Genomic DNA, 26348 nt, shown 5'->3' with positions numbered 1-26348 from the left:
TCCGCCGCCTGGCCATCCGCTACGAACGCAGGCTCGACATCCACCATGCCCTCACCGCCCTCGCCTGCTCCCTCATCTGCCTCAACGCGCTTCAGGAGCGGTTTTGAAAGGCGCTGTTAGAGCAGATCCCGTTCCGACGGTCTCATCGGAACGGGTGAAGATGCTCGTCAAAACAAACGGCTAGAGCGTTTTCCATGAGCCAGGGCGAACGGAAATGCTCTAGCGGGAATCCGGCCTTACAGGCCGGCCTGCGAGACGAACTTGGTGATCAGATAGGCCTCGATCGCCTCGGAGCCGCCCTCGGAGCCGTAGCCGCTGTCCTTGATGCCGCCGAAGGGCACTTCCGGCAGGGCCAGGCCCAGGTGGTTGATGGTCATCATGCCGCTCTCCACCTGGCTGGCGATGGCATTCGCCGTCTTGGCGGACTTCGTGAAGGCATAGGCGGCGAGGCCGTAGGGCAGGCGGTTCGCCTCCTCGACCACCTCGTCGAACTCCTTGAATGGCACTACCAGCGCCATCGGGCCGAAGGGCTCCTCGTTCATGGCGCGCATCTCGCGCGTCAGGCCGGTGATGACCGTCGGCTCGTAGAAATAGCCCTTGTTGCCGATGCGGTTGCCGCCGGTGCGCACCTCGGCGCCCTTCTGGCGGGCGTCGGCGACCAGCGCCTCCATGGCGGGGATGCGGCGGTCATTGGCCAGCGGCCCCATCTGCACGCCTTCCTCCAGGCCGTTGCCGACCTTGAGGGACTTGGCATAGGCGACGAACTTGTCGACGAACTGGTCGAACACCTTCTCCTGCACCAGGAAGCGCGTCGGCGAGACGCAGACCTGGCCGGCATTGCGGAACTTGCTGCCGGCGAGCGTCTTGCTGGCGAGGTCCACATCCGCATCGTCGAACACGATGGCCGGAGCATGGCCGCCCAGCTCCATGGTCGCGCGCTTCATGTGCTGCCCGGCCATGGCGGCGAGGTGCTTGCCGACCGGGGTGGAGCCGGTGAAGGTCACCTTCTGGATGATCGGATGCGGGATCAGATAGGAGGAGATCTCCGCCGGCACGCCATAGACGAGGCCGACCACGCCCTTCGGCAGGCCCGCATCGAGGAAGCAGCGGATCAGCTCGGCCGGGGAGGCCGGCGTCTCCTCCGGCGCCTTGACGATGATCGAGCAGCCGGTGGCGAGCGCCGCGGAGAGCTTGCGCACCACCTGGTTGATCGGGAAGTTCCAGGGCGTGAAGGCCGCCACCGGCCCGACCGGCTCCTTGATGACGAGCTGGTAGACGCCCTCGGCGCGCGCCGGGATCACGCGGCCATAGGCCCGGCGGGCTTCCTCGGCGAACCAGTCGATGACGTCGGCGCCCGCCATCACCTCCATCTTCGCCTCGGGCAGGGGCTTGCCCTGCTCCAGCGTCATCATGCGGGCGATGGAGTCGGCGCGGCTGCGCAGCAGGTCGGCGGCCTTGCGCATCAGCTTGGAGCGCTCGAAGGCCGAGACCTTCTTCCAGGTGGCGAAGCCGCGCTTCGCGGCCTCCAGCGCCTCGTCGAGATCGGCCTCGGAGGCGTGCGGCACGGTGCCGATCTGCTCTTCGGTCGCCGGGTTCAGGACAGGGATGGTGCGGCCGCCGGTCGCGGGCCGCCACTGGCCATCAATGTGGAGCAGGACGTCATTGTACATCGCAACGTCTCCTCATGCGTCAGGGTCCGGCGGAATGTGGCGCCATCGGCACCGCCACGCCACCCCCGGCCGGCCATGTTTTCGGACTATCATGCGCGCAGGACATGGCGGCGCGCGGGAAAGAGAAACCCCCGGCCTGTCGCCAAGCCGGGGGTGAGGGAAGCGCGTCAGGCGGCTTCGAGCACCGCGACGCCGGGCAGCGTCTTGCCTTCCAGCCATTCCAGGAAGGCGCCGCCGGCGGAGGAGACATAGGTCATGCGGTCCGCCACCCCGGCATGGCGCAGCGCCGAGACCGTGTCGCCGCCGCCGCCGATGGTCTTGAGGCCGGCGGAGGTGGTCAGCCCGGCCGCCATCTGCGCCACCTGCACCGTGGCGGTGTCGAAGGGCGGGATCTCGAAGGCGCCGAAGGGGCCGTTCCACACCAGGGTGGAGGCACGCTTCAGGCGGCTCTCGACCGCGGCGACCGTCTTCGGCCCGACATCGAGCGCCATCATGTCCGGCGGCACGTTGTCCACCGAGACGGTGCGGCTGGACGCGTTGGCGGCGAAGGCCTCGGCCACCACGAGGTCCTCGGGCAGCACCACCTCGCAGCCGGCGGCACGGGCCTCGTCGAGGATGCGCAGCGCCGTGTCGTGCATCTCCGCCTCCTGCAGCGACCTGCCCATCGGCTTGCCCTGCGCGGCGAGGAAGGTGTTGGCCATGGCGCCGCCGATCACCAGCACGTCCACCTTCCTCGACAGGTTGCCGAGCAGGTCGAGCTTGGTGGAGACCTTGGCGCCGCCGACGATGGCGACCACCGGGCGGGACGGGTTGCCGAGCGCGGCGTCCAGCGCCTCCAGCTCCTGCTGCATCAGGCGTCCGGCATAGGCGGGAAGCCTGTGCGCCACGCCCTCGGTGCTGGCATGGGCGCGGTGCGCGGCGGAGAAGGCGTCGTTGACGAAGACGTCGGCGAGCTTCGCCAGCGCCTCGGCCATCGCCGGGTCGTTCTTCTCCTCGCCGGCGTGGAAGCGGGTGTTCTCCAGCACCAGCACCTCGCCATCCCCGAGCGCGGCGACGGCGGCCTCGGCCTCGGGGCCGATGCAGTCATCGGCGAAGGCGACGGGCTTGCCGAGCGCCATACCGAGCGCGGCGGCGATCGGCTTCAGCGACATCTCCGGCACCCGCTTGCCCTTCGGGCGCTCGAAGTGGCTGCAGACGATGACGCGCGCGCCCTTGTCGGCCAGCTCGCGGATGGTGGGGATCAGGCGCTCGATACGCGTGCGGTCGGTGATCTGACCGTCGCGCACGGGAACGTTGAGATCGGCGCGCAGCAGAACCCGCTTGCCGGCGGGTTCGAGCTGATCGAGCGTCCGGAAGCGGGGCATCTGCTGCGCCCTTCGCTTACAGGCTGCCGAGCAGCGCGGCGGTGTCCGACATCCGGTTGGAGAAGCCCCACTCGTTGTCGTACCAGGACATCACGCGCACCAGCCCGCCATCGACGACCTGCGTCTGCGTCGCGTCGAAGGTGGAGGAGTGCGGGTCATGGTTGAAGTCGATGCTGACCAGCGGCGCGGTGTTGTAGCCGAGGATGCCCTTCAGCTCGCCCTCCGAGGCCGCCTTCATCGCCGCGTTGATCTCGTCCTTGGTCAGGCCGGTCTTCTTCGGCACGAAGTCGAGGCTGACGAGCGAGACGTTCGGCGTCGGGATGCGGATGGCGGTGCCGTCCAGCTTGCCCTTCAGCTCCGGCAGCACCAGGCCCACGGCCTTGGCCGCACCCGTCGAGGTCGGGATGGCCGAGACCGCCGCGGCGCGGGCGCGGTGCAGGTCCTTGTGCAGCGTGTCCACCGTGCGCTGGTCGCCCGTATAGGCGTGGATCGTCACCATGTAGCCGCGCTCGATGCCGAACTTCTCGTGCAGCACCTTGGCGATCGGCGCCAGGCAGTTGGTGGTGCAGGAGGCGTTCGAGACGATCTTGTGCTCGGGCTTCAGGACCTTGTGGTTCACGCCATAGACGATGGTGGCCTGCGCGCTCTCGTCGGCCAGCTCCTCGCCCCAGGTGACGGGGGCGGAGACCAGCACCTTGCGCGCGCCGGACTGCAGGATCTTCGCGGCGTCGCCGCTCTTGGTGAAGATGCCCGTGCACTCGGCCGCGACATCGACGCCCTGCCACTGCAGCTTGGTCGGGTCACGCTCCGCGCTCACCTTGATCGGCGCGTACTGGCGGCCGTTGGCGGTGATGTGCAGCGTGTCGCCCTCGACGCGCACCTCGCCGGGGAAGCGGCCATGCACGCTGTCATACCGGAACATGTGGGCATTGGCCTCGACCGAGCCGAGGTCGTTGATCCCGACGAACTCGACATCGTCACGGCCGCTCTCGATGGCGGCGCGCAACACCAGGCGCCCGATCCGCCCGAAACCGTTGATGGCGACCTTAACAGCCATGGTGTCTTTCCCTTTTCGTTCCTGATGGTTGTGCGAACTGGTTCAGGCGACCTTGCGGCGGACGGCGGCGACCACCGCCTCGGCCGTGATGCCGAAGTGGCGATAGAGATCCTCTGCGGGCGCCGAGGCGCCAAAGCCCGTCATGCCGATGAAGGTTGCATCACGGCCAAGCCAGCGCTCCCAGCCGAAGCCGAGCGCCGCCTCGATGCCGACGCGCGGGGCATCGCCCAGCACCGCCTCACGGTAGCTCTCATCCTGCAGCGCGAACAGCTCCCAGCAGGGCAGGGAGACCACCGCGGTGGGGATGCCTTCCGCTTCCAGCGTGGCGCGCGCGGCCATGGCGATCTGCACCTCCGAGCCGGTGGCGATCAGCGTGGCGCGGCGGGGGCCGGAGGCCTCGGCCAGCACATAGCCGCCGCGGGCCGAGCGGTTCTCGCCGGCCTCCTGGCGCAGCGCCGGCAGGCCCTGGCGGGAGAGCGCGAGCACCGAAGGACCGTCGGCGCGCTGCACCGCCAGCTCCCAGCACTCGGCGGTCTCCATCGCATCCGCCGGGCGGAAGACGTAGAGGTTCGGGATGGCCCGCAGGCTGGCGAGCGTCTCCACCGGCTGGTGGGTCGGGCCGTCCTCGCCCAGGCCGATGCTGTCATGCGTGTGGACGTGGATCACCCGCTGGCGCATCAGCGCGGCGAGGCGGATCGAGGGCCGCATGTAGTCGGCGAAGACCAGGAAGGTGCCGCCATAGGGGATGATGCCGCCATGCAGCGCCATGCCGTTCATCGCGGCGGCCATGCCGTGCTCGCGGATGCCCCAGTGGATGTAGCGACCGCCGAAATTGGCCGGCGTGATCGGGCCGAAGCCCTTCACGTTGGTGTTGTTGGAGCCGGTCAGGTCGGCCGAACCGCCGATCAGCTCGGGAATCGCCGGCACCAGGACCTCCAGCGCGCGCTGGCTGGCGACGCGGGTGGCGATTTTCGGCTTCTCCTCCGCCAGCTTGGCGCGCAGCGCGGCGCTGGCCTCGTGCCAGCCCTCCGGCAGGCGCCCGGCGATGGCGCGCTCGAAATCCGCCTTCTGCGGGTGGTTGGCCAGCCGCTTCAGCCAGGAGCGGCGGGTACCGGCGCAGCGGCGGCCGGCGGTCTCCCAGTTGGCCTTGATGTCCTCGGGGATCTCGAAGGGGCCGCTGGTCCAGCCGAGCGCCTCCTTGGCCGCCGCGACCTCGCTGCCGCCCAGCGGGCTGCCATGGGTGCTGGCGGTGCCGGCCTTGGTCGGCGCGGCGAAGCCGATGATGGTGCGGCAGGCGATCAGCGTTGGCTTGCGGCTGCGGGTGGCGGCTTCCAGCGCCTTCTCCACCGCCACCGGGTCATGCCCGTCCACGCGCTTCACCGCCCAGCCATAGGACTGGAAGCGCTTCAGCACGTCATCCGAGCAGGTCTGGCCGACATCACCATCGATGCAGATGCCGTTGTCGTCCCACAGCACCGTCAGCTTGTTGAGCTGGAAGTGGCCGGCGATGGAGGCCGCCTCGTGGCTGATGCCCTCCATCAGGCAGCCGTCACCGGCGATCACCCAGGTGCGGTGGTCCACCAGGCTCTTGCCGAAGCGCGCCGCCAGGATGCGCTCGGCCATCGCCATGCCGACCGCGCTGGCAAAGCCCTGGCCAAGCGGGCCGGTGGTGGTCTCGATCGCCGGATGCTCGCCGAATTCCGGATGGCCGGCGGCGACGGAATGAAGCTGGCGGAACTTCTTCAGGTCCTCGATGCCCATCCCGGCATGGCCGGAGAGATGCAGCCAGGCGTAGAGCAGCATCGAGCCGTGCCCGGCCGAGAGCACGAAGCGGTCCCGGTCCGGCCAGCGCGGGTCGGCAGCGTCGTATTTCAGGAACTTGCTGAACAGCACCGTCGCGGCATCGGCCATGCCCATCGGCATGCCGGGATGGCCGGACTTGGCCTGTTCGACCGCATCCATGGCCAACGCCCGGATGGCGTCGGCCATGCGCCGGAGCTCGGTCAGCGGCAGGGAAAGGATCTTCGCCTGCGCCGACAGAGCGGGGTTCTGAGCGATATCGGGGAGGGGAGCGACGCTGGCCAAGACTGGCAACCTCTCTGGCGATGACACGGGCTATAAAGGCGGGATTACGGGGCGGCAACCCACAGGGGCTTCACACCGCCTAAAGCCATCCTCCCGCCGCGCTGCGGCTGCCCTTACTCCGCTCGTGCCGCAGTTTCCAGCCTTGCCGCCGCGAGGGCGGCCGCGGCGGCGATGCCAGGGACCGAAGCGTGCTATGCTGCATCGGACCGAACGCCAGGCGACGGATCGACCATGAAGCTTCCCTTTGCCTTGCCCCGGCCCACGAAGGGCTTTCACCAGACGGCCCTGTTCCGACCCCGCTCGGTGGTTCTGATCGCGGACCCGGCGCTTGCGGAAGCCGCGCTGCTGGCGGGCAACCTCGCCGGCGGCGGCTTCAAGGGAAACCTGCATGTCGTCGGCATGCCGGCCGAGGGGCTGGCCGCCTCCCCCGACATCCCGAGCCTGCCCGAGGCGCCGGATCTCGCCGTGCTCTGCATCGGCCCGGAGGCCCAGCCGGCCGCGATGGCGGCGTTGGCGGCGCGCGGCTGCTTCGCCGCGGTGGTGCCGGTCGCCGCGCCGGAATTGGCGGCGCTCTCGGAGCGGACAGGGGTGCGGGCGCTGGGCGCGCACAGCTTCGGCCTCTGCCTGCCTGCCATCGGGTTGAATGCCAGCCTCTCCCACATGGCGCCCAAGCCGGGCCGGCTGGCGCTGCTCACCCAGTCGCCCTCCATGGCGCGCTCCATCATCGACTGGGCGGCGGGCGAGGATCTGGGCTTCAGCCACATCATCGGCATCGGCACCAATCTGGGCCTGGGCTTCGCCCTCTCGCTCGACTGGCTGGCCCGCCAGCCCGAGGCGGGCGCGGTGCTGCTCGACCTGCGGCGCATCAAGAACCGACGGCTCTTCATCTCCGCCGCGCGCGCCACCGCCCGCACCCGCCCGGTGGTGGCGATCCGCCCGGGCGGCCGACAGGCCGACGCCACCGGCATCGCCGATGCCGTGATGGAGGCGGCGCTGCGCCGCGCCGGCGTGCTGCGCGTCGCCGGGCTGGAGGACCTGCTCTCGGCCGCCGAGACCCTGGCGCGCCTGCGGCCGGCCAGCCGCAGCGGGAGGGATGCCCTGGCGGGCGACCGGGTCGCCATCGTCGCCAACGGGCAGGGGCCGGCGCAACTGGCGGCGGATGCGGTGCTGCAGGGCGGCGCGCGGCTGGCCACGCTGAGCGAGGCGGCCCGCGAGGCCATGGCCTTTGCCCTGCCGCAAGGTGGCGGGTTCAATCCCCTGGCGCTGCCGCCGGACCAGAGCCACCGGCTGGCCGAGGTGGCCAGCATGCTGGCCGGCCTGCCGGAGGTCGACTCGGTGGTGGCGGTCCATGCGCCGGTTCCCGGGCTGGATGGCGAGGTGGCCGCCAGCGCCCTGGCCGCCGCGGCCAAGGCGACGCGGGGCGCGCCGGTTCTGGTGGGCTGGCTCGGGCAGGCCAGCGCTGGGCCGGCACGGCGGCGGCTGGCCGAGGGCGGCATCGCCGTCTTTCCCACGCCGGAGGCGGCGGTGCGCGGCGCCCTGCACCTCGCCATGGACCGTCGCAACCGCGCCGCCGCGGCGGAACTGCCGGCTCGCGATGCGCTGGAGCTGACGCCGGACCGGGACAGCGTGCGCCGGTTGATCGACGCCCTGCGGGCCGAAGCTCGCCTGAGCTTCACGGAGGCGGAGGCGCTGCAGATCCTGCAGGCCTATGGGCAACCGGTGGTCGCCGGCCAGGCGGTGCCGAACGTGGAGGGAGCGGTGGCCGCCGCCATGCGCCTCGGCTTTCCCGTGGTGCTGAAAATCCTGAGCCCGGACCTGCCACGGAAGACGGAGGTCGGCGGGGTGGCGCTCGGCCTCAAGGATGTGACGAGCCTGCGCGCCGCCGCCGCCGCGATGCTGGCGCGGGTGCGTGCCGCCCGGCCGGAGGCCCGTATCGACGGCTTCCTGGTGCAGCGGCAGGCCGGCGGGAGTGGCCAGCAGCGCGGCCACGAGCTGCGCTTCCGCCTGGGCGACGACCCGATGTTCGGCCCCTGGATCAGCTATGGCCGTGGCGGGACCACCTCGGATTTCGAGCCGGACGTCGCCTTCGACCTGCCGCCGCTGAACCGCACCCTGGCGCTGGCGCTGATCCGCCGCACCCGCAGCGTGCGGCTGCTGGAAGGTTTCCGCGATCAGGCGCCGGTGGACATCAACCTGCTGGCCGACGCGGCGGTGCGGCTCTCACAGATCGCGGTGGACTTCCCGGAGATCGAGGATCTCATCATCAACCCGCTGCTGGCGGATGGAAGCGGGATCCTGGCCCTGGATGCCTCATGCCGCCTGCGCCCGCCCGGCGTCATCGCGCAGCTCGCCGTGCCGCCCTATCCGGCCGAGCTGGCGCGGCCCTGGACGCTGCCGGACGGCCGCAGGCTGCTGGTTCGCCCGATTCGTCCGGAGGATGCCGCGGCCCATGCGGAGGCCTTCCGGCACCTGACGCCGGAAGATGTGCGGTGGCGCTTCTTCAGCCAGCTGAAGGAGCTTCCGCCGGCCCAGATCGCCCGCATGACCCAGATCGACTACGACCGCGAGATGGCCTTCATCGCGGTGGAAACCCGGCCGGATGGCAGTCACCGCACCGTCGGCGTCGCGCGGTTGATCCGCCAGCCCGGCAGCAATGAGGGGGAGTTCGCCGTGGTCACCCTGCCGGGATGGAAGGGGCAGGGACTCGGCCGCCACCTGATGGAGCGGCTCTTCGAATGGGGCCGCGAGCAGGGGGTGGAGACGGTGGTCGGTCAGGTCCTGGCGGACAACATGCCGATGATCGGCTTCGTCCGCGCCCTCGGCTTCGCGCTGAAGCGCTCGGCCGAGGATGAGGAAGTGCTGGAGGCCCGGCTGGAGCTGTAAGGCTCAGCGCGGGCCCACCTCGCGGATCAGGTCCCGCACGCGGGCGGCGGCGGCGGGGCCTTTCAGGGCGCTGCGCCAGGCCGCCTCGGCGACCCGCTGGTGCACCATCACAGCCTCGTCGGCGCCGGTGATGGTACCGACACCGATGGCGGCCGCGCTGGCCGTCATGTCGGCGGGGAAGGGGCTGGTGCAGACATGCGCCCGCTCCCGTCCGCGCAGCACCATGAAGTTTCCGGCCGGCTCCGAGGCCAGCAGCCCGAGCTGCAGCCCGATGGGAACGCTTTCCATCAGGTTGGCGATGCTTTCCGCCTCGGTGCGGGCGGCCAGCCGGCAACGCGTGCGGGTACGCTCCGACAGCGCCGTTCCGCCGGCCACTCCTTCGCTGAGGAAGCGCCGGAGCGCCGCCTCGGAGAGCATGGCGATGATGTTGGTGCGGCGCGACTGGTGCAGCTTCTTGCGGGCTGCCAGCAGGCCGAGCGCCTGGTCCGCCACGGCGCGGGCGGCGACGCGCTCCTCCGCGGCATCGGCTGCCTCGGCCCAGGCTTCCGCCAGGGCGCCGTCGAAGGCCTCGGTCGCGGTCTGGTAGCAGTAGGGATCACCGACCTGAAGGATCTGGTCAGATTGCTCCTCGACCTGCCGCAGGCGCTCCTGGAAGGCAATGGGGCGGGAGAAGTATTCCACCCCGATTCCGAGCAGGGAGAGGGGCGAGATCTTGAGCAGTTCGGCCAGCCGCCGGATCGTGTCCAGCTTGATGACCTCGCCCTTTTCGTAACGGTAGAGGGCAGCGCGAGAGACGCCGAGACGCGCCGCGATCTCTTCGGCGCGTAACCCGGATTCGAGACGGTAGGCCCGCAGTTGCTGGCCGATATCGGCGAAACGCATGACCCCTCTTGTCGATATCAACCATGAAAACAGTTTTGGGAGAGAATGAATCTCACCCGGCGGATTTCAGCCAGAAAATGCGGGCAGAGACATCGAATGGCAATCGCTAATCAATCCTGATGCGCCCTGCCCACTGCACACTTTCCAGTGGATGCCGTGATTGTACAACCCAGGGGTTAATTTCTTATCATCACACACCAACTTTATGAGAGGCGAGCGTCTCCAGCGCCTGGACCATGGCGGAATGGTCGAGTCCTCCGCCTCCTGCCGCCACGCAGGCTGAGAAGAGCTGCTGCGCCGAAGCGGTATTGGGCAGCGCAACCCCCAGCTCCTTCGCGGACTGCAGCGCCAGGTTCAGGTCCTTCTGGTGCAGCACGATGCGGAAGCCTGGATCGAAGGTCCGCTTGATCATCCGCTCGCCATGCAGCTCCAGGATGCGGGAGGTGGCGAGCCCGCCCATCAGCGCCTGCCGCACCTTGGCCGGGTCGGCGCCCGCCTTGCTTGCGAAGACCAGCGCCTCGCCGACCGCCTCGATGGTCAGCGCCACGACGATCTGATTCGCAACCTTGCAGGTCTGTCCGGCGCCGTTCGATTCGCCGACCAACGTGATGTTCTTGCCCATGCGCTCGAACAGCGGCAGCGCGCGGTCGAAGGCCGCCTGCGGGCCGCCGACCATGATGGTCAGCGTCGCCTGCCTGGCGCCGACCTCGCCGCCCGAGACGGGCGCATCCAGGTAATCGCAGCCGCGTTCGTTGATGCGCCGCGCAAAGTCCCGCGTCGCGGTCGGGCTGATCGAGCTCATGTCGATCACCAGCTTGCCCGGCTGCAGTCCTTCCGCCACCCCCTTGGCGCCGAACAGCACGGCCTCCACGTCAGGCGTGTCGGGCACCATCAGGATGATGACCTCCGCCGCGCCGGCCACCGCGGAAGGGTTCGGCAGCACCGTCGCGGCGGCCCGGATCTCCTCCGTCAGGCTGGCGCGCTCGGGCACGAAGAGTTCGTGCCCGGCCTCCTTCAGGTGCAGCGCCATGGGGCGGCCCATGATGCCGAGGCCGATGAACCCGATCTTCATGATGACGTTTCCTTCCTTTCGTCAGCCGGCCTTGTAGGGCGCGAACCAGAACAGGCCCGCGACGGTCTCGCCCCGCGGGCGGTACTCGCAGCCGATCCAGCCGCGATAGCCCAGCGCGTCGATGCGCTCGAAGACATAGGGCCAGTTCACCTCGCCGGTGCCGGGCTCGTTGCGGCCGGGCACGTCGGCCACCTGCATGTGCGCGATGAGCGGCAGGTGCTTCTCCACCCGCTTCACGATGTCGCCCTCCGTCACCTGGCAATGGTAGAGATCGAACTGCAGGCCAAGCTTCTCGGGGCCGATCGCCTCGATGATGGCGGCGCCCTGGTCCATGCTGCGCAGGAACAGGCCAGGGATGTCGCGCTGGTTGATCGGTTCGATCACCGGCTTCACGCCCGCCTTGGCGCATTCCTCCGCCGCCCAGGCGAGGTTGACGGCGTAGATGGCGGTCAGCGTATCGTGCGGTACGCCCTGCGGCGCCAGGCCGGCCATCAGGTGCAGGCGGGGGCAGGAGAGGGCGGCGGCGTATTCCAGCGCCTTCTTCACCCCCTCGCGGAACTCCGCCTGGCGGCCGGGCAGGCATGCGGTGCCGCGCTCGCCCTTGGCCCAGTCGCCGGGCGGCGCGTTGAACAGCACCTGCTGCAGCCCGCTGTCGGCCAGCCGCTTCGCGATCTCCGCCGCCGGATGCTCGTAGGGGAACAGGAACTCGACCGCCTCGAAGCCGGCGGCGCGCGCGGCCGCGAAGCGCTCGAGGAACGGCATCTCCTGGAACATCATGGAGAGGTTGGCGGCAAAGCGTGGCATATCGGCGATTCCTCTACCCGGGCGATGCGCTCGCCCTCTTCCCCGGCACGCTAGAGCGATGCCACGGAAGCGCAAGAGCTTGTCAGACAAGGGTGCGGGCCCGCCCGCTGGCGGAAGCCGCGCCGCTCGGGCACATTCGGCGCATGAGTCCCCCCTCCTCGCCGCCGGACCGCGCATTGCGGCCGGCGCGGCTCCTCGGCCTCGCGGCCCTGGCGGCTTTGTTGCTGGGCTGCCTGCTGGTGCTGCGGCCCTTCCTCTCGGCGCTGCTCTGGGCGGCCATCCTGGCCTTCTGCACCTGGCCCGCCTTCCGCACGCTGCGGGACCGGCTGGGTCTCTCGCCGACCCTCGCGGCGCTGGCAATGGTGACGCTGGAGATGGTGCTGGTCGGCCTGCCGCTGCTGCTCGCCGCGCCGATCCGGGCAGAGGACGTGCAGGGGCTGCGCAACAGCGTGGAGGGGCTGATCGCCGGCGGTCTGCCGGGCCTCGGCGACAAGCTGGCGCGCATCCCCTGGATCGGCAACTTCCTCTACGAGCGCTGGCTCTCCCTGCAACTCGACTTCAGCCCGGTGACGAACCTGCTGCAACCCTATGCGGGGGTGATCGCGCAGCAGGCGCTCAGCATCCTGCTGGCGGTGCTCTCCGGCATCGCCGAGCTGGTGCTGGCCATCCTGCTCTCCTTCTTCTTCTACCGCGACGGTCCTCGGATGGCGGCCGGGCTTGAGGCGATCGCCGGCCGCATGGCCGGCCCACAGGCGCGCCGCCTCGTGCAGCTCACCGCGAACGTGACGATCGGCGTGGTCTATGGCCTGCTCGGCACCGCCGTTGCCCAGGGCGTGCTGACCGGGCTCGGACTCTGGATCTCCGGCGTGCCGCAGCCGGTGCTGCTCGGCGTCGTGGCGGGCGTGATCTCGATCCTGCCGATCGGTGCGCCGCTGGTCTGGCTGCCGGCGGGGCTCTGGCTGCTGAGCCAGGGCTCCACCGGCTGGGGCATCTTCCTGCTGCTCTATGGTGCCTTCGGCATCAGCAGCGTGGACAATTTCATCCGTCCCTGGCTGATCAGCCGCGGCGCCGACCTGCCGCTGCTGCTGACCATCCTGGGCGCGCTGGGGGGCGTGCTGGCCTTCGGCTTCCTCGGCCTGTTCCTGGGGCCGGTCTTGCTGGCCGTGGGCTTCACATTGCTGCGCGACTGGGCGGAGGAGGAGCCGCAGACCCTGCGGTAGCGGCGCCCGCCCGATCTTCCCCCACCCGATCTTTCCTGGGGCGCCTCAGCGGCCGACCGCGTAGCCCTGCATGCCGCGCGGGTTGGCGCCGGTGAAGATCTGCCCGTCCGGCTCCTGCCGCACCCCGGAGAGCCGGCCCTCGGACCACTCGCCGCCCAGCTCGGCCCTGTGGCCGCGGGCCTTCAGCTCCTCCAGCACCGCCGGGCGATAGCGGCCTTCCAGCACCACCTTGCCCGGGCGAGCCACCCGCGGCCAGAAGCTGGAGGGCCAGTGTTCGGTGTGGAAGGAGGGCGCGTCAATCGCCTGCTGGATGTTCATCCCGTGGTTCAGCATGCGCAGCAGCATGATCGGCTGCCACTGGTCCTGCTGCTCGCCGCCCGGCGTTCCGAAGGCCATCCAGGGCCTGCCGTCGCGCAGCGCCATGCCCGGCGAGAGCGTCGTGCGCGGCCGCTTGCCGGGCTTCAGCCCATTCGGCAGCGTCTCGTCCAGCCAGAACATCTGCCCGCGCGTGCCCAGGCAGAAGCCCAGCTCGGGGATCGCGGGCGAGGACTGCAGCCAGCCGCCCGAGGGCGTGGCCGAGACCATGTTGCCCCAGCGGTCGATGACGTCCACGTGGCAGGTGTCGGCCCCCGAGACGCCGAGCCGCGAGACGGTCGGCTCGCCGACGCCGGCCACCTCGGAAAGCTGCTGCGCGCGCCCGGCCGCCGCGTGGTCCACCCAGGCGCGGTGGCCGGGGATGGCGCCGGGGCGCAACTCCAGCGAGGCATCGCTCCCCAGCAGCTTGCGGCGCTCGGCGTTGTAGGCCTCGGAGAGCAGCGTCTCCATCGGCACGTCCATGAAGCCGGGGTCGCCGTAATAGGCCTCGCGGTCGGCGAAACCGAGCTTCATCGCCTCGACCACGTGATGCACGAAATCGGCACCGAGCGGGTCCATCGCCGCGAGGTCGAAGCCCTGCAGGATGGCCAGGGTCTGCAACATGGCCGGGCCCTGGCTCCAGGCGCCGCACTTCAGCACGGTGGTGCCGCGGTACTCGTAGGCCAGCGGCGATTCGACGGGGGCGCGCCACTTTGCCATGTCCTCGCCGGTCAGCACGCCGCCATGCACGCGGCCGGAGGCGTCCAGCACCTCGGTCGTGCGGCAGAAGCGGTCGATCGCCTCGGCGACGAAGCCTTCGTACCAGGCGCGGCGGGCGGCATCGATCTGCGCCACGCGGTCACCGCCGGCGGCCTCGGCCTCCTTCACCACGCGCGCATAGGTGGCGGCCAGCGCCGGGTTGGCCCAGAGCTTGCCGGCGCGCGGCCCGCCGTCGCGCAGCCACAGCGCCGCCGAGGTCGGCCAGGCCTGCTCGAAGAGCGGCCGCACCGTCTCCACCGTGGCGGCGATGCGCGGCACGTAGTGGATGCCGCGCTCGGCATAGCCGATGGCGAATTCCAGCACCTCGGCGAGCTTCCAGGTGCCCCAGTCGCGCAACATGGTGGCCCAGGCGTCGAAGGCGCCGGGCACCATGGCCGGCAGCAGGCCGGTGCCGGGGATCAGCTCCAGCCCCAGCTCGCCCTTCACCTTCGCCACCGTCAGGCCGGCGGGTGCAGGACCCTGGCCGCAGATCACCTTCTGCACGCCGGCCTTGGCGTCGTGGATGATGATCGGGCAGTCGCCCAAGGGGCCGTTCAGGTGCGGCTCGGCCACCTGGAGGGTGAAGCCGGCGGCCGCGGCGGCGTCGAAGGCGTTGCCGCCGCGCTCCAGCACCGCCATGGCGACCTGGCTGGCGATCCAGTGCGTGCTGCCGACGGCGCCGAAGGTGGCGGCGATCTCCGGGCGGGTGGTGAACATTTCATGGCTCCGGGCTGGGGCTGCTTGCTCCCTCGTCTCTGCGCGCCGAAAACCCTGCGGTCAACGGGCGGGGAGCGGCGGGCGATGGCAGGCAGGCTGGTGGCGGTTGTGGGGCCCTCGGGCGCGGGGAAGGATACGCTGCTCGGCGCCGCCCGGATGGCCCTGGCGGAGGACCCCCGCTTCGTCTTCGCGCGCCGCGCCATCACCCGCCCCGCGGAGACGCACAGCCACGCCGGCGCGGAGGCGCATCTCCCGCTCTCCGAAGAGGCCTTCGCCCAGGCACGGGAGGCCGGCGCCTTCGCGCTGCACTGGCAGGCGCATGGCCTGCACTACGGCATTCCGCGCAGCGTGGAGGCGGAGCTGGCGGAGGGGCGCATCGTGGTGGCCAATCTGTCGCGCGCCGTGCTGGCCAGCGTGCCGGCGGCCTACCGCCTCTGCGTGCTGCTGGTGACCGCGCCTCCGGCACTGCTGGCGGCGCGGATCGCCGGGCGCGGGCGCGAGACGCCCGAGGAGATCGCCCGCCGCCTGCAGCGGGAGGCCGTGCTACCGGCGGGGCTGGAGATGCGTGAGGTCATGAACGACGCCACGCCGGAGGAAGGCGTGGCCCGGCTGCTCGGCACGCTGCGCGCGCTGGCCGGGTGACGGCCAGCGCCGCGCGGGCGCTCAGGCGAAGATGACGTCGCCGTCCTGGAGCTGCTGCACGCCGACGAGCTCGATCTCGCCCTGCTCGTAGACCGCGTTGAAGCTCAGCAGCAGGCCGCCCTCGACAGTGCTCACGGAGAGCGCGCCCGGCGCCACGGCATAGCCGGTGAGATCGATGTGGTCGGCGCCCGGGGTGAAGTCGAGGATGACGTCCCGTCCGCCATTCGCGTCACCGCCATCCTCGGAGAAGACGCCATAGGCGTAGACGAAGGTGTCGGCTCCGGCGCCGCCCTGCATGATGTCCGCGCCGCGGCCGCTGTGCAGGATGTCGTCGCCGATGCCGCCGAGCAGGATATCCTCGCCGCTCCCGCCGATCAGAATGTCGTTGTTCTCGCCACCGAAGAGCCTGTCGGCCCCGCCCCCCGCCAGGATGATGTCGTTGCCGATGCCGCCCACGAGGATGTCGGCCCCGTCGGCCGCGGCAAGCGCGTCAGCCTGCCCGGGGCTTACACCGGCCGCGCCATAGCCAAAGATGGTATCGTCACCCGCACCGCCGAAGACGACATCGGCGCCATAGCCGGCAAAGACAGTATCGCTGCCCTGGCCGGCGAAGATGAAGTTGTTGCCGGGCGGCGTGACATCATCCGGGAAGCCGTCCCCATAGATGACATCGCCCTCGACGTGCATGCTGAGAAAAAGAATGTCACGCGCGGGGGTGCCGTAAATGGTCGCCATCGGGAAATTCTTTCACACTGAAGATAAGATCTTCCAACAGGCTAGCTAAAGCTTCTGCGGTTTTCCTTTGCTGATTGGCGATCTTTGCCAGGAAGCCGGTAAAATTCCCGTGGAATCGTGAAGTTTGACTTTAAAAACAGAATAATCGCAAAATTTGCGCTTTGGCACATATGGCGGGCTGCGCCTGATTGCGGCCCGCCACGGCCCGAGGGCTCAGCCCAGAAGGGGCAGGCGCTCCGCGACCAGGAAAGATGCGCCCGGCTCCACCTGCGTGAAGAGGCAGAGTTGCCGCACCAAGCGCGGCCGCCACGCAGCCTCCGCCACTGCCGCCTCCGCCGCCGGCCGCACCAGCGCCATCTGCTCGGTGGCGAGACGGCAGGAGAGCGTCAGATGGAAGCGCCACTCCTCGAAGACGTGCGGATAGCCCCAGGCCTCCAGGTAGTCGCGCTGCCGTGCGCTCAGCCGCTCCGGCCGGCGGCGGGCGATCTCGGCCTCGGTGGGCGGCGCGCGATGGGCGTCGAGCGCACGCACGCAGGCATCGGCGAAGATGTGCAGCTCAGGGCAGGGCTCACTCTCGCGCAGCGCCAGGAAGCCGTCGAGGTCGGCGACGCGGAGCGGCGGCAGGGCAAAGGGCCGGGTTGCCGCCGCCAGTTCCACCGCCGCCGCCCGCGCCGCCGCATAGGTGGTGGCGAGATGGAAGGGTGGCTTGAGCGTGGCATGGAAGCCGTAGCGCCGCGCATCGGCCGTGAGGGCGGGCAGATCGAGACCGGGCAGCTCTGGCTGCGGCAGCGGGGCGCCCGTCTCGGCATCACGGCCCAGCCAGGCGGAGGCCGCGGCATGGAGCGGATCGGAAAGCTCCGGCGCCCAGTAGAGGGCGAGGCGCATGCTCATGCCACCCGCTCCCCGCCGCGCCAGACCGCGCGGATCACCGGCATCTCGCCGAGCGGGCGGATGCGCACCAGGTCGGCCCGCAGCCCGGCCTCGATGCGGCCGCGATCGGCCATGCGGAGCATCCGCGCCGGCGCGTCGGTGATGGTCGCCACCGCAGCGGGCAGGCTGATGCCGGTTTCGGAGACAGCGCGCCAGGCGGCCTCGATCATGGCCGGCGGCACATAGTCGCTGGCGAAGACGTCCACCAGCCCGCTGCGCAGCAGGTCGGCTGCCGCGACATTGCCCGAATGGCTGCCGCCGCGCACGATGTTCGGCGCCCCGGCGATGATCTTCATGCCATGCCGGTGCGCCGCCTCGGCCGCCATGCGCGAGACCGGGAATTCCGAGATCAGGATGCCGTCGGCGGCATTCTCCTCGATCTCGGCCGCATTCCAGTCGTCATGGCTGGCCAGCGGCATGTCGCGATGGGCGAGGCGGTCGAGCAGGGCGCGGCGCTGCGGGTCGCGCAGGCGCGCGCGCTGCTCGACCAGCTCGCGGATGCGGCGCTCCACCTCCTCCACCGACTTGCCGCCGCGCTGGCGCATCTGCCGGTAACGGTCGATGTCCACGTACTGGCCGACACCGGGGGTGTGGTCCATCAGGCTGACCAGCCGAACGGCCGGGTGGTCCGCCACGGTCTCCAGCAGCGGCAGCAGGTCGGCGGCCGGCAGCTCGCAGCGCAGGTGCAGGAAGTGCTCGCTCTTCAGCAGACCGGTGGGCGCCAGCGCGTCGAGATCCTTCACCCCGTTGAGGAAGGTCTCGGTGCGTTCGGCGTCGAAGCCGAGATCGCCGAGGCAGAGCGCGTCGAGCACCGTGGTGACGCCCGCCGCCGCCGTCTGCGCGTCATGCGAGAGGAAGGCCGAGCGGGAGGGCCAGCGCGCCAGGCTGCGCGGCTGCACCTGCCGCTCCAGGTTGTCGGTATGGACGTCCACCACGCCGGGGATGAGGTGGTCGCCCTCCAGGTCGAGCGCGCTGGCGAGCTGGCTGCGGCCGGGCTGCACCTCGGCGATGCGGCCCTCGCGCAGCACCAGCGTGCCGGGCTGGACGCGGTCCGGCAGGACCAGCAGGGCGTTGGTGAGGATGGTCTCGGGGGTCATGCGGCATCCCGGATCGGCAGGACTTCGAAAAGGCGGTCGGCGACGCGGTCGCGCACGTCGAGGTCGTGGAAGATGCCGACCAGGGCGGCACCGGCCTGCTTGGCCTCGCTGATCAACGCGATCACCACCTCGCGGTTGGCGGCATCGAGGCTGGCGGTCGGTTCGTCGAGCAGGAGGACAGGGTAGCCGGGCGCGAAGCCGCGGGCCAGGTTCACGCGCTGCTGCTCGCCGCCGGAGAAGGTGGCGGGCGGCAGGCCGTGCAGCCGTTCCGGAAGGTTCAGCCGCAGCAGCAGCGCGCGGGCGCGCTCCCGCGCCGCCTCGGGCGCCATGCCCTGCGCCACCAGCGGCTCGGCCACCACGTCGAGCGCCGGCACGCGCGGGATCACCCGCAGGAACTGCGAGACATAGCCCAGGCTGCGCTGGCGGATGGCGCGCATGGCGCGGGCATCGGCGGTGGTCAGCTCCACCGGTGCGTCCTCGTGGCGCAGCCAGATGCGGCCGGCCTCGGCGCCGTAATTGCCGTAGAGACAGCGCATCAGGGTGGACTTGCCGGCGCCCGAGGGGCCGGAGAGCACGACGCATTCCCCCGGCGCGACGGCCAGATCCACGTCGGCCAGCACCGGGATGCGCACGCCGCCCTGCAGGTGCAGCCGGAAGCTCTTGCCGAGCCCCTCGGTCCAGAGTGCCGCGCTCATGCCGCCAGCACCGAGGCGACGAGCAGCTGCGTGTAGGGATGCTGCGGATCGTCCAGCACCCGGTCGGTCAGTCCGTGTTCCACCACCTCTCCCCGCCGCATCACCAGGATGCGGTGCGCCAGCAGCCGCGCCGCGGCGATGTCGTGCGTCACCAGCAGCACGGCGATGCCGAGATCCGCCACCAGCGTGCGGATCAGGTCCAGCAGCCGCGCCTGCACGGAGACGTCGAGCCCGCCGGTCGGCTCGTCCATGAAGACCAGGCGCGGCCGCGTCACCAGCGTGCGGGCGATCTGCAACCGCTGCTGCATGCCGCCCGAGAAGGTGCGGGGCAGGTGGTCGATCCGATCGGCGTCGATCTCCACGCGCTGCAGCCAGGCGAGCGCCTCCTCGCGGATCGCGCCGTAGTGCCGCGCGCCCACCGCCATCAGCCGCTCGCCGACATTGCCGCCGGCCGAGACGCCCATCCGCAGCCCGTCACGCGCGTTCTGGTGCACGAAGCCCCAGTCGGTGCGCATCACCCGGCGCAGCGCGGCCTCGCCCATGGTGTGCACGGAGTGCTCGTTGCCATCCGGCGCGCGGTAGAGCACCTCGCCCGCCTCGGGCCGCATCTGGCCGGAGAGCACGCGCAGCAGGGTGGACTTGCCCGAACCGGACTCGCCGACGATGGCCACCACCTCGCCGGGATGGATATCGAGGGCCACATCGGCCAGCGCCGGCACGGCGCCGAAGGAGAGCCGCAGGCCCGAGGCTTCGAGGATCGGCGCGCTCATGCCGCGTCCTCCTGCCGGCTGGCCTGCCGCGTCTCGCAATAGTCGGTGTCCGAGCAGACGAACATCCGGCCGCCGCGGTCGTCGGTCACCACCTCGTCGAGATAGGAACTGCGGGAGCCGCAGAGGGCGCAGGCCGCGTCGGCGCGGTGCGGGCGGAAGGGATGGTCCTCGAAGTCGAGGCTGCGCACCTCGGTATAGGGCGGCACGGCATAGATGCGCTTCTCGCGCCCGGCGCCGAAGAGCTGGAGCGCCGGCATCCGGTGCATCTTCGGATTGTCGAAGGCCGGGATGGGCGAAGGCGACATCAGGTAGCGCTCGCTGACCATCACCGGATAGCTGTAGGCCGTGCTGATATGGCCGTGCCGGGCGATGTCCTCGTAGAGCTTCACATGCATCAGCCCGTAGTCCGCGAGGGCGTGCATCCGCTTGGTCTCGGCCAGGCGCGGCTCCAGGCGGAACAGCGGCTCCGGCATCGGCACCTGATAGACGAGGATCTGCGCCTCGGTCAGCCTCTGCTCGGGAATGCGGTGGCGGGTCTGGATGACGGTCGCCTCACCGGTGTGGGTCGTGGTCTCAACGCCGGCGACGCGGTTGAAGAAGCGGCGGATGGAGACCGCGTTGGTGGTGTCGTCCGCGCCCTGGTCGATCACCTTCAGCACGTCGCGCGGGCCGAGCACGGAGGCCGTCACCTGGATGCCGCCGGTGCCCCAGCCATAGGGCAGGGGCATCTCACGCGCGCCGAAGGGCACCTGGTGGCCGGGAAGGGCCACCGCCTTCAGCAGCGCGCGGCGGATCATCCGCTTCGTGTTCTCGTCCAGGTAGGCGAAGTTGTAGGCGGGGTCGTGGCTCATTCCGCCACCTCCTTCGGCGCGGCGGCGGTGGCGCGCATCCGGCGCACCACTTCCAGCTCGCTCTGGAAATCCACGTAGTGCGGCAGCTTCAGGTGCTCGACGAAGCCGGTCGCCTCGACATTGTCGGAATGCATCAGGACGAACTCCTCGTCCTGCGCCGGGGCGGTGCGCTCCTCGCCCAACTCGCCGGCCATCAGGGCGCGGTCCACCAGCGCCATGGCCATGGCCTTGCGCTCGCCGCGCCCCAGCACCAGCCCGTAGCCGCGCGTGAATTGCGGCGGCTCAGCCTTCGAGCCATGGAACTGGTTGACCATCTGGCACTCGGTCACCTCGACCTCGCCGATCTCGACCTCGAAGCCAAGCTCGGGCGGAGTGAAGCGGACGGTGGCGCGCCCCTGCCGGATCTCGCCGACGAAGGGATGATTGTTGCCGTAACCACGCTGCGTCGAGTAGCCGAGGCCGAGCAGGAAGCCCTCGTCGCCACGCGCCAGGTTCTGCAGCCGGGCAGGACGGCTGGCCGGGAAGGTGAGCGGCTGGCGGGTCAGGTCGGCGGGCTCCTCCTCGCTGGCGCGCTCGCGCCGCATCAGCCCCTCGCGGGCCAGCAGCTCGGTGACGCGCGGCGCCTCGGCAAGGCCTTCTGCCGCCTGGGGCGCCGCTTCCGGCGCGCTGCCCTCCGCCGCCAGGGCGAAGTCCAGCAGGCGGTGCGTGTAGTCGTAGGTCGGGCCGAGCACCTGGCCGCCGGGCAGGTCCTTGTAGGTGGCCGAGACGCGGCGGCGCAGGCGCATCGCGCCGGTGTCCAGCGGCGCGGCGTGGCCGAAGCGGGGCAGGGTGGTGCGGTAGGCGCGCAGCAGGAAGGCGGCCTCGATCAGGTCGCCCTGCGCCTGCTTGATCGCCAGGGCGGCGAGGCCGCGGTCGTGGCAGGCGCCCTCGGCCATCACGCGGTCCACCGCCAGGCCGAGCTGCTGCTCGATCTGCGCGACCTCCAGCTCCGGCAGCGCCGCGGCGCCACGCCGGGTCTCGGCGAGCCAGGCATGGGCATTGCCGATCGCCTGCTCGCCCCCTTTGACGGCGACATAGGCCATGGGTTCAGCCCTCCTCGATGCGGGTGGTGCGCGGCAGGGCGGCGATGGTCTCGCCAGCGCAGAGGATGACATCCACGCCGCGCGGATAGAGCCCGCGCTGGGCAGCCCAGGCGGCGCGGAAGCCCTCCGGCGCACCGCCGACCCGCAGCCGGTGCTCGCGCTCGATGCCGGGGCCGCTGAGCCGCCAGCCTTCGCCCGCTTCCAGCGCCGCCACCTGCCAGATCAGCGTGGCACCGGCCTCCGGCTCCTCCTCCGCGCCCTGGGGCAGGGCGGCGAGGTCCGGCGGGGTGCCGGTGGCCAGCACGAAGGCGGCCTCGGCGGGCGTGGCGGCGATCGGGCAGCCGCAATGGAAGCGGACCCACTCCTCCGCCTCGGCGCCGGCATCGAGCCAGAGCGGCGTCTCGGCATCCACCAGGGTCAGCAGCACGGCGGCGGTGGCTGGGCCGAGCGGGGCCGGCGGCTGCAGCACGGGGGCGAGCCGCTGCACGCGGCCGGGGCGGCTCATCGCCTCCAGCACGGCGCGGAAGCAGGACTGCGCGTCGAGGACGGGGTCGGAGAAGCCGGGGCGCATCATCGCATGGTCGCCATGGTGAAGAACTGCACGCGGGTGGCGGCGGCCTTGCGCGCCTCGGCCTCGTCCGCCGCGGCCTGGACGGCGGCGAGCGGGGCGATCACCGCCTCCAGGAGGGCAGGGCGACGCGCCGGGTCCTGCAGGGCGGCGTCCAGCAGGGCGGCCAGCTCGGCCTGCTCCCGGTCGCGCCCGGCGACATAGGCATGGCCGACCGTGCCGCAGGGCAGGCTGACGGAGCAGCGCGTCACCGTCATCTCGGAGAGGTTGAACGCCGCACCGTCGCCGCCGGCGCGGCCGCGCAGCATCACCAGCCCGGTTTCCGGGCCGCGCAGGCGGCTATGGGGCGGCAGGGGAGCGGTATCGGCGAGATGGGCGCGGATCGCCTCACCGCCGGCGCGGGCCAGGACCGCCATCCAGCGGCGGCGCTCTTCGGAAGGGGCGGCAGGATTGGACACGGGAGCCCTTCAGATCAGGTGGAGACGTCTAGACAACTAGATATCCGCCCAGGTAGCGTCAACGCGAAATTGCCACGCCCGATCCAAGTTGGACTTGAAGTTTCCATGACGCTGCCCGCCGACCCTGCCACACAGACCGACATCACCCTGGCCCGTGGGGAGGGCGTCTCCCTCTGGCGGCAGATTGCCCTGGAGCTGGAACACGGCATCGCCGAAGGAACGCTTGCCCCGGGCAGCCGCCTGCCGACCGAGGCCGCCCTGGCCGCGCGCCATGGCGTCAACCGCCACACCGTCCGGCGCGCGCTGGACTCGCTGGCCGCGCGCGGGCTGCTGCGCATCGAGCAGGGCCGCGGCTCCTTCGTCGCGGAGGATGTGGTGGACTATCCGCTCGGGCCGCGCACCCGCTTTTCCGAGGTGATCCGGGCGCAGAACCGGGAGCCGGAAGGGCGCATCCTGCGCCTCGCCGAAGTCCCCGCCAGCGCGGCGGTGGCGGAGGCGCTGCGGCTGCCGGCGGGTCAGGCAGTGCTGGCCGTGGAGCGGCTGGGCCTGGCGGATGGGCGCCCGGTGGTGCTCGGCCTGCACCACTTCGTGCTGCCGCGCTTCGCGCAGCTCGGCGCGGCGCTGGAGGGGCATGGCTCGATCACCCGCGCCCTGGCGCTGAGCGGCCTTGCCGACTACCGCCGCGCCTGGACCCGCCTGACCGCCCGCCTGCCGACCGCCGAGGAGGCGACGCTGCTGCGCCAGGCGCGCGCACGCCCCGTCATGCTGGCCGAGGCGCTGAGCGTCGATCCCGACGGCCAGCCGATCGACTACACCCTGTCGCGCTACGCCGCCGGGCGCGTGCAGATCATCGTCGAAGGCGGTGGAGCCGAGGCATGACGGACTGGACCATCACCGGGGGCAGGGTGCTGCGCGATGCGGCGCTGCAGTCCGGCGACCTGCATCTCTCCGGCGCCAGGGTGGCGGCGGAAGCCGCGCCGGGCGCGCGCCGCTTCGATGCGGAGGGGCTGCTGGTGCTGCCGGGCATCGTGGACATCCATGGCGACGCGCATGAGCGGCAGTTCCAGCCGCGCCCCGGCATCGGCATGCCGGCCGCGCTCGCCCTGCGCGATTCCGAGGCGCAGATGCTCGCCGCCGGCATCACCACGGCCTTCCTGGGGGTGACGCTCTCCTGGGAGCCCGGGCTGCGTTCCATCGAGGCCTGGCGCGGGCTGCTGACGGCGCTGGACGCGGCGCGGCCGCATCTCGCGGCCGACCTGCGCGTGCATCTGCGCTTCGAGGCCGACAATCTTGGCGCGCTCGGCGAGGCCCTGGCCGACATCGCCGCCGGCCGGGTGCATCTGGTTGCCTTCAACGACCACACGCCCGGCATCCTGCGGAAGCTCGGCTCCGACTCCGCCGCCTCGAAATACGCCGAGCGCGCAGGGATGGGCACGGCCGCCTTCCGGACACTGGCGGAGGCGGTGGCGAGCCGCCGCGACGGGGTGCCGGCGGGCCGGGAGCGGCTTGCCGCCGCCGCCCGGGCCGCCGGCCTGCCGATGGCCAGCCATGACGAAGCCAGTGTGGGCGAGCGTGGGGCCTTCCGCGCGCTCGGGGCCGCGATCTGCGAGTTCCCCATGGCCGAGGAGGTCGCCCTGGCGGCGCGCGCGGCGGGGGAGGCGGTTGTGATGGGCGCGCCGAACGTGGTGCGGGGCGGCAGCCATCTCGGCTGGGCCAGCGCCGCGCCCCTGGCGGAGCGCGGCGTCGTCACGGTGCTGGCCTCCGACTATGTCTGGCCAGCCCTGCTGGAGGCGCCTTTCGTGCTGGCCGAACGCGGCGTGCTGGACCTGCCGGCCGCCTGGGCGCTGGTGAGCGCCAACCCGGCCCTGGCTACCGGCCTGACGGACCGCGGCGCCTTGCGGCCCGGCCTGCGCGGCGACGTGGTGCTGGTGGAGCCGGCCCGGCATGCGCCGGTGGCGAGCTTCTGCGCCGGCCGCCTCGCCTGGATCTCGGCGGAAGGGGCTGCGCGCCTGGCCGCCTGAACGCAGAAAGGGGCGCCGTTTCCGGCGCCCCTTTCCGTGATTGGCTCCCCGAGTTGGACTCGAACCAACGACCTAGCGATTAACAGTCGCGTGCTCTACCAGCTGAGCTATCGGGGATCAGCGTGTGGCGGGCGCTATAGCGGGGAGATCTTCCGGCTGCAAGAGCCGTTTGAAATCGTTCCGCTATCGCGCGGTAGTCTGGAGGCCCGAGCCGGAATTGAACCGACGTACGCGGATTTGCAGTCCGCTGCATCACCACTCTGCCATCGGGCCGTGCGCGCTGTATCGGGTGCCGGAGGCTTCCGGTCAAGGGTGCCTTGCGCTTGGCCACCTCCAATCCCGCGCCTATAAGGCCGGGCAGGGCGGGGGAAGCGGTCCCTGCCTGGCATTTGAGGACGGCAGGCGATGGATTTCGCGGGTGCGCGCAAGTGGATGGTGGACGGGCAGATTCGCCCCAACAGGGTAACCGATCCGCGCATCATTTCCGCCATGCTGGACCTGCCGCGGCACCGCTTCGTGCCGGCGGACATGCAGGCCCGCGCGCATGCGGATGAGGACGTGCCGCTCGGCAATGGCCGCGTGCTGATGCAGCCGATGAACCTGGCCCGGCTGATGCAGGTCGCCGAACTCCGCTCCGGCGAGTCCGTCCTGCTGGTCGGCGCCGGCACGGGCTATGGCGCCGCCGTGCTGGCCCGCATGGGTGGCCGGGTCACCGCGCTGGAGAGCGACGCGACCCTCGCCGCCGTGGCGCGCGAGGTGCTGGGCGAGCTGTCCCTGACGCCCGGCAGCGTGCAGCTCGTCGAGGGCCAGCTCACCGCCGGCCATGCCGCGGGCGCGCCCTATGATGTCATCGTCATCCAGGGCCAGGTGCAGGAGGTTCCGCCGGGGCTGGTGGAGCAGCTCGCGGAGGGCGGGCGCCTGGCCACCGTGCGCCGCCCTCCCGGGCAGGTCGGCACGATCGCGGTCGGCCGCCGCCTGGGCGGCGTGTTCAGCGTTACCCCGGCCTTCGACTGCCTGACGGCTTCCCTGCCCGACTTCACGCCCGAGCCCGGCTTCACCTTCTGAGAATGTCCTGACACGGCCGGAGGAACCGCGCTGGCCGTCCAGGCCAGGCTTCGCTACTCTCCGGCCGCCCCGGGTGAGGCCCGGATTCCATCCGAGGAGACGTTCCGTGCCCCAGATCACCGCGAGGCTGCGAGTTGTGTTGGGAACGGCGTTGCTGCTGGCGCCTGTGTTTGTGGTGGGTGAGGCGCGGGGTCAGACGCTGCAGGAGGCGCTGTCGCAGGCCTATGCGAACAACCCGACGCTGCAGACGGCGCGGGCGCAGCTGCGTGTGGTGGACGAGAACGTGCCGCAGGCCTTGGCGGGGTGGCGGCCGAGCGTGGTGCTGTCGGGGGCGGGGGGCTACATTGACGGGCAGGCGCGCTCGGTGACGGCGTTTGGCCCGACGCACGGGGAGGTGGACCGGCAGACGCTGAGCCTGAGCGCGACGGTGACGCAGCCGCTGTACAACGGCGGGCGGACGGTGGCCTCGACGCGGCGGGCGGAGAACCAGGTCCTGGCGCAGCGGGCGCGGGTGCTGGCGACCGAGCAGCAGGTGCTGTCGGACGTGGTGGCGGCCTATGTGGCGGT

The 26348-nt window shown here is 71.1% G+C and carries 24 protein-coding genes, 2 tRNA genes and 1 pseudogene; 8 read left to right on the top strand and 19 right to left on the bottom strand.

Going from position 1 to position 26348, the window contains the following annotated elements; genetic code table 11:
* Positions 1–107: pseudogene (locus QMO56_RS25155) on the top strand (IS5/IS1182 family transposase); the annotation flags it as partial.
* A 129-nt stretch (positions 108–236) separates the two neighbouring features.
* Here QMO56_RS25155 and QMO56_RS25150 read toward each other — a convergent pair.
* The 4 genes from QMO56_RS25150 to tkt form a co-directional block, all read right to left on the bottom strand.
* Positions 237–1670 (bottom strand): NAD-dependent succinate-semialdehyde dehydrogenase, encoded by a 1434-nt coding sequence (locus QMO56_RS25150; RefSeq protein WP_283530157.1) that lies wholly within the window; start codon positions 1668–1670, stop codon positions 237–239.
* A gap of 167 nt (positions 1671–1837) precedes the next feature.
* Positions 1838–3034 carry a phosphoglycerate kinase gene (locus tag QMO56_RS25145; RefSeq protein ID WP_283530155.1) on the bottom strand — a complete coding sequence of 399 codons (1197 nt, stop codon included), beginning with the start codon at positions 3032–3034 and terminating at the stop codon, positions 1838–1840.
* A 16-nt stretch (positions 3035–3050) separates the two neighbouring features.
* Positions 3051–4091 (bottom strand): type I glyceraldehyde-3-phosphate dehydrogenase, encoded by a 1041-nt coding sequence (gene gap / locus QMO56_RS25140; protein ID WP_283530152.1) that lies wholly within the window; start codon positions 4089–4091, stop codon positions 3051–3053.
* A gap of 42 nt (positions 4092–4133) precedes the next feature.
* Positions 4134–6080: a transketolase gene (gene tkt / locus QMO56_RS25135; RefSeq protein ID WP_283530159.1), complete on the bottom strand. Its 1947-nt coding sequence runs from the start codon at positions 6078–6080 to the stop codon at positions 4134–4136.
* 327 nt (positions 6081–6407) lie between these two features.
* Here tkt and QMO56_RS25130 point away from each other — a divergent pair, with 327 nt between their 5' ends.
* Complete coding sequence (locus QMO56_RS25130; RefSeq protein WP_283530150.1) at positions 6408–9059, top strand: GNAT family N-acetyltransferase; 2652 nt, start codon at positions 6408–6410, stop codon at positions 9057–9059.
* 3 nt (positions 9060–9062) lie between these two features.
* Here the strand turns inward: QMO56_RS25130 and QMO56_RS25125 are convergent, their stop codons facing one another.
* From QMO56_RS25125 to otnI, 3 genes are all read right to left on the bottom strand, one after another.
* The gene (locus tag QMO56_RS25125) at positions 9063–9941 is read right to left on the bottom strand and encodes a helix-turn-helix domain-containing protein (RefSeq protein ID WP_283530149.1); all 879 of its coding nucleotides are present in this window, start codon (positions 9939–9941) and stop codon (positions 9063–9065) included.
* Between the two features lie 190 nt (positions 9942–10131).
* Positions 10132–11016: a 2-hydroxy-3-oxopropionate reductase gene (locus tag QMO56_RS25120; RefSeq protein ID WP_349362384.1), complete on the bottom strand. Its 885-nt coding sequence runs from the start codon at positions 11014–11016 to the stop codon at positions 10132–10134.
* Positions 11017–11034: 18 nt separating this feature from the next.
* Positions 11035–11817, bottom strand: a complete 783-nt coding sequence (otnI, locus tag QMO56_RS25115; protein ID WP_283530147.1) for a 2-oxo-tetronate isomerase — start codon at positions 11815–11817, stop codon at positions 11035–11037.
* A 143-nt stretch (positions 11818–11960) separates the two neighbouring features.
* Between otnI and QMO56_RS25110 the strand changes: the two genes are divergently transcribed.
* On the top strand, positions 11961–13037 hold the full coding sequence (locus tag QMO56_RS25110) for an AI-2E family transporter (RefSeq protein WP_283530146.1): 1077 nt from the start codon (positions 11961–11963) through the stop codon (positions 13035–13037).
* A gap of 45 nt (positions 13038–13082) precedes the next feature.
* Here the strand turns inward: QMO56_RS25110 and QMO56_RS25105 are convergent, their stop codons facing one another.
* The gene (locus QMO56_RS25105; protein WP_283530145.1) at positions 13083–14867 is read right to left on the bottom strand and encodes a gamma-glutamyltransferase family protein; all 1785 of its coding nucleotides are present in this window, start codon (positions 14865–14867) and stop codon (positions 13083–13085) included.
* Positions 14868–14951: 84 nt separating this feature from the next.
* On the opposite strand from QMO56_RS25105, the gene phnN reads away from it, so the two are divergent.
* The gene (gene phnN, locus QMO56_RS25100) at positions 14952–15509 is read left to right on the top strand and encodes a phosphonate metabolism protein/1,5-bisphosphokinase (PRPP-forming) PhnN (protein WP_283530144.1); all 558 of its coding nucleotides are present in this window, start codon (positions 14952–14954) and stop codon (positions 15507–15509) included.
* A gap of 21 nt (positions 15510–15530) precedes the next feature.
* On the opposite strand, the gene QMO56_RS25095 is transcribed toward phnN, so the two are convergent.
* From QMO56_RS25095 to phnG, 9 genes are all read right to left on the bottom strand, one after another.
* Positions 15531–16244: a calcium-binding protein gene (locus QMO56_RS25095; protein WP_283530143.1), complete on the bottom strand. Its 714-nt coding sequence runs from the start codon at positions 16242–16244 to the stop codon at positions 15531–15533.
* A 213-nt stretch (positions 16245–16457) separates the two neighbouring features.
* On the bottom strand, positions 16458–17135 hold the full coding sequence (locus tag QMO56_RS25090; RefSeq protein WP_283530141.1) for a DUF1045 domain-containing protein: 678 nt from the start codon (positions 17133–17135) through the stop codon (positions 16458–16460).
* Positions 17132–18271 carry an alpha-D-ribose 1-methylphosphonate 5-triphosphate diphosphatase gene (locus tag QMO56_RS25085; RefSeq protein ID WP_283530139.1) on the bottom strand — a complete coding sequence of 380 codons (1140 nt, stop codon included), beginning with the start codon at positions 18269–18271 and terminating at the stop codon, positions 17132–17134. Before QMO56_RS25085 ends, QMO56_RS25090 begins: the two co-directional genes overlap by 4 nt.
* Entirely contained in the window at positions 18268–18966 is a 699-nt protein-coding gene (gene phnL / locus QMO56_RS25080) for a phosphonate C-P lyase system protein PhnL (protein ID WP_283530137.1), read from the bottom strand. Before phnL ends, QMO56_RS25085 begins: the two co-directional genes overlap by 4 nt.
* Positions 18963–19736 (bottom strand): phosphonate C-P lyase system protein PhnK, encoded by a 774-nt coding sequence (gene phnK, locus QMO56_RS25075; RefSeq protein WP_283530135.1) that lies wholly within the window; start codon positions 19734–19736, stop codon positions 18963–18965. The genes phnL and phnK overlap by 4 nt, the downstream gene beginning before the upstream one ends.
* The gene (locus QMO56_RS25070; RefSeq protein WP_283530133.1) at positions 19733–20587 is read right to left on the bottom strand and encodes an alpha-D-ribose 1-methylphosphonate 5-phosphate C-P-lyase PhnJ; all 855 of its coding nucleotides are present in this window, start codon (positions 20585–20587) and stop codon (positions 19733–19735) included. The genes phnK and QMO56_RS25070 overlap by 4 nt, the downstream gene beginning before the upstream one ends.
* On the bottom strand, positions 20584–21669 hold the full coding sequence (locus QMO56_RS25065) for a carbon-phosphorus lyase complex subunit PhnI (protein ID WP_283530131.1): 1086 nt from the start codon (positions 21667–21669) through the stop codon (positions 20584–20586). Before QMO56_RS25065 ends, QMO56_RS25070 begins: the two co-directional genes overlap by 4 nt.
* Before the next feature lie 4 nt (positions 21670–21673).
* Complete coding sequence (phnH, locus tag QMO56_RS25060; protein WP_283530129.1) at positions 21674–22243, bottom strand: phosphonate C-P lyase system protein PhnH; 570 nt, start codon at positions 22241–22243, stop codon at positions 21674–21676.
* Positions 22240–22695, bottom strand: a complete 456-nt coding sequence (gene phnG, locus QMO56_RS25055; RefSeq protein WP_283530127.1) for a phosphonate C-P lyase system protein PhnG — start codon at positions 22693–22695, stop codon at positions 22240–22242. The genes phnH and phnG overlap by 4 nt, the downstream gene beginning before the upstream one ends.
* 105 nt (positions 22696–22800) lie before the next feature.
* Here phnG and phnF point away from each other — a divergent pair, with 105 nt between their 5' ends.
* The gene (gene phnF, locus QMO56_RS25050; protein ID WP_283530125.1) at positions 22801–23574 is read left to right on the top strand and encodes a phosphonate metabolism transcriptional regulator PhnF; all 774 of its coding nucleotides are present in this window, start codon (positions 22801–22803) and stop codon (positions 23572–23574) included.
* Entirely contained in the window at positions 23571–24716 is a 1146-nt protein-coding gene (locus QMO56_RS25045; protein ID WP_283530123.1) for an alpha-D-ribose 1-methylphosphonate 5-triphosphate diphosphatase, read from the top strand. The genes phnF and QMO56_RS25045 overlap by 4 nt, the downstream gene beginning before the upstream one ends.
* A gap of 41 nt (positions 24717–24757) precedes the next feature.
* Here QMO56_RS25045 and QMO56_RS25040 read toward each other — a convergent pair.
* Positions 24758–24833 (bottom strand) — tRNA-Asn (locus QMO56_RS25040).
* An 82-nt stretch (positions 24834–24915) separates the two neighbouring features.
* Positions 24916–24989 (bottom strand) — tRNA-Cys (locus tag QMO56_RS25035).
* Positions 24990–25121: 132 nt separating this feature from the next.
* Between QMO56_RS25035 and QMO56_RS25030 the strand changes: the two genes are divergently transcribed.
* On the top strand, positions 25122–25781 hold the full coding sequence (locus QMO56_RS25030) for a protein-L-isoaspartate O-methyltransferase (RefSeq protein WP_283530121.1): 660 nt from the start codon (positions 25122–25124) through the stop codon (positions 25779–25781).
* Positions 25782–25932: 151 nt separating this feature from the next.
* Positions 25933–26348, top strand: a 416-nt coding sequence (locus QMO56_RS25025; protein ID WP_283530119.1) for a TolC family protein, incomplete at its 3' end; no start/stop codon positions are given.

This window comes from Roseomonas sp. E05 (genome assembly GCF_030063475.1).
Taxonomy (GTDB): Bacteria; Pseudomonadota; Alphaproteobacteria; order Acetobacterales; family Acetobacteraceae; genus Pseudoroseomonas.
This window is presented reverse-complemented; position numbering and strand designations above follow the sequence as displayed.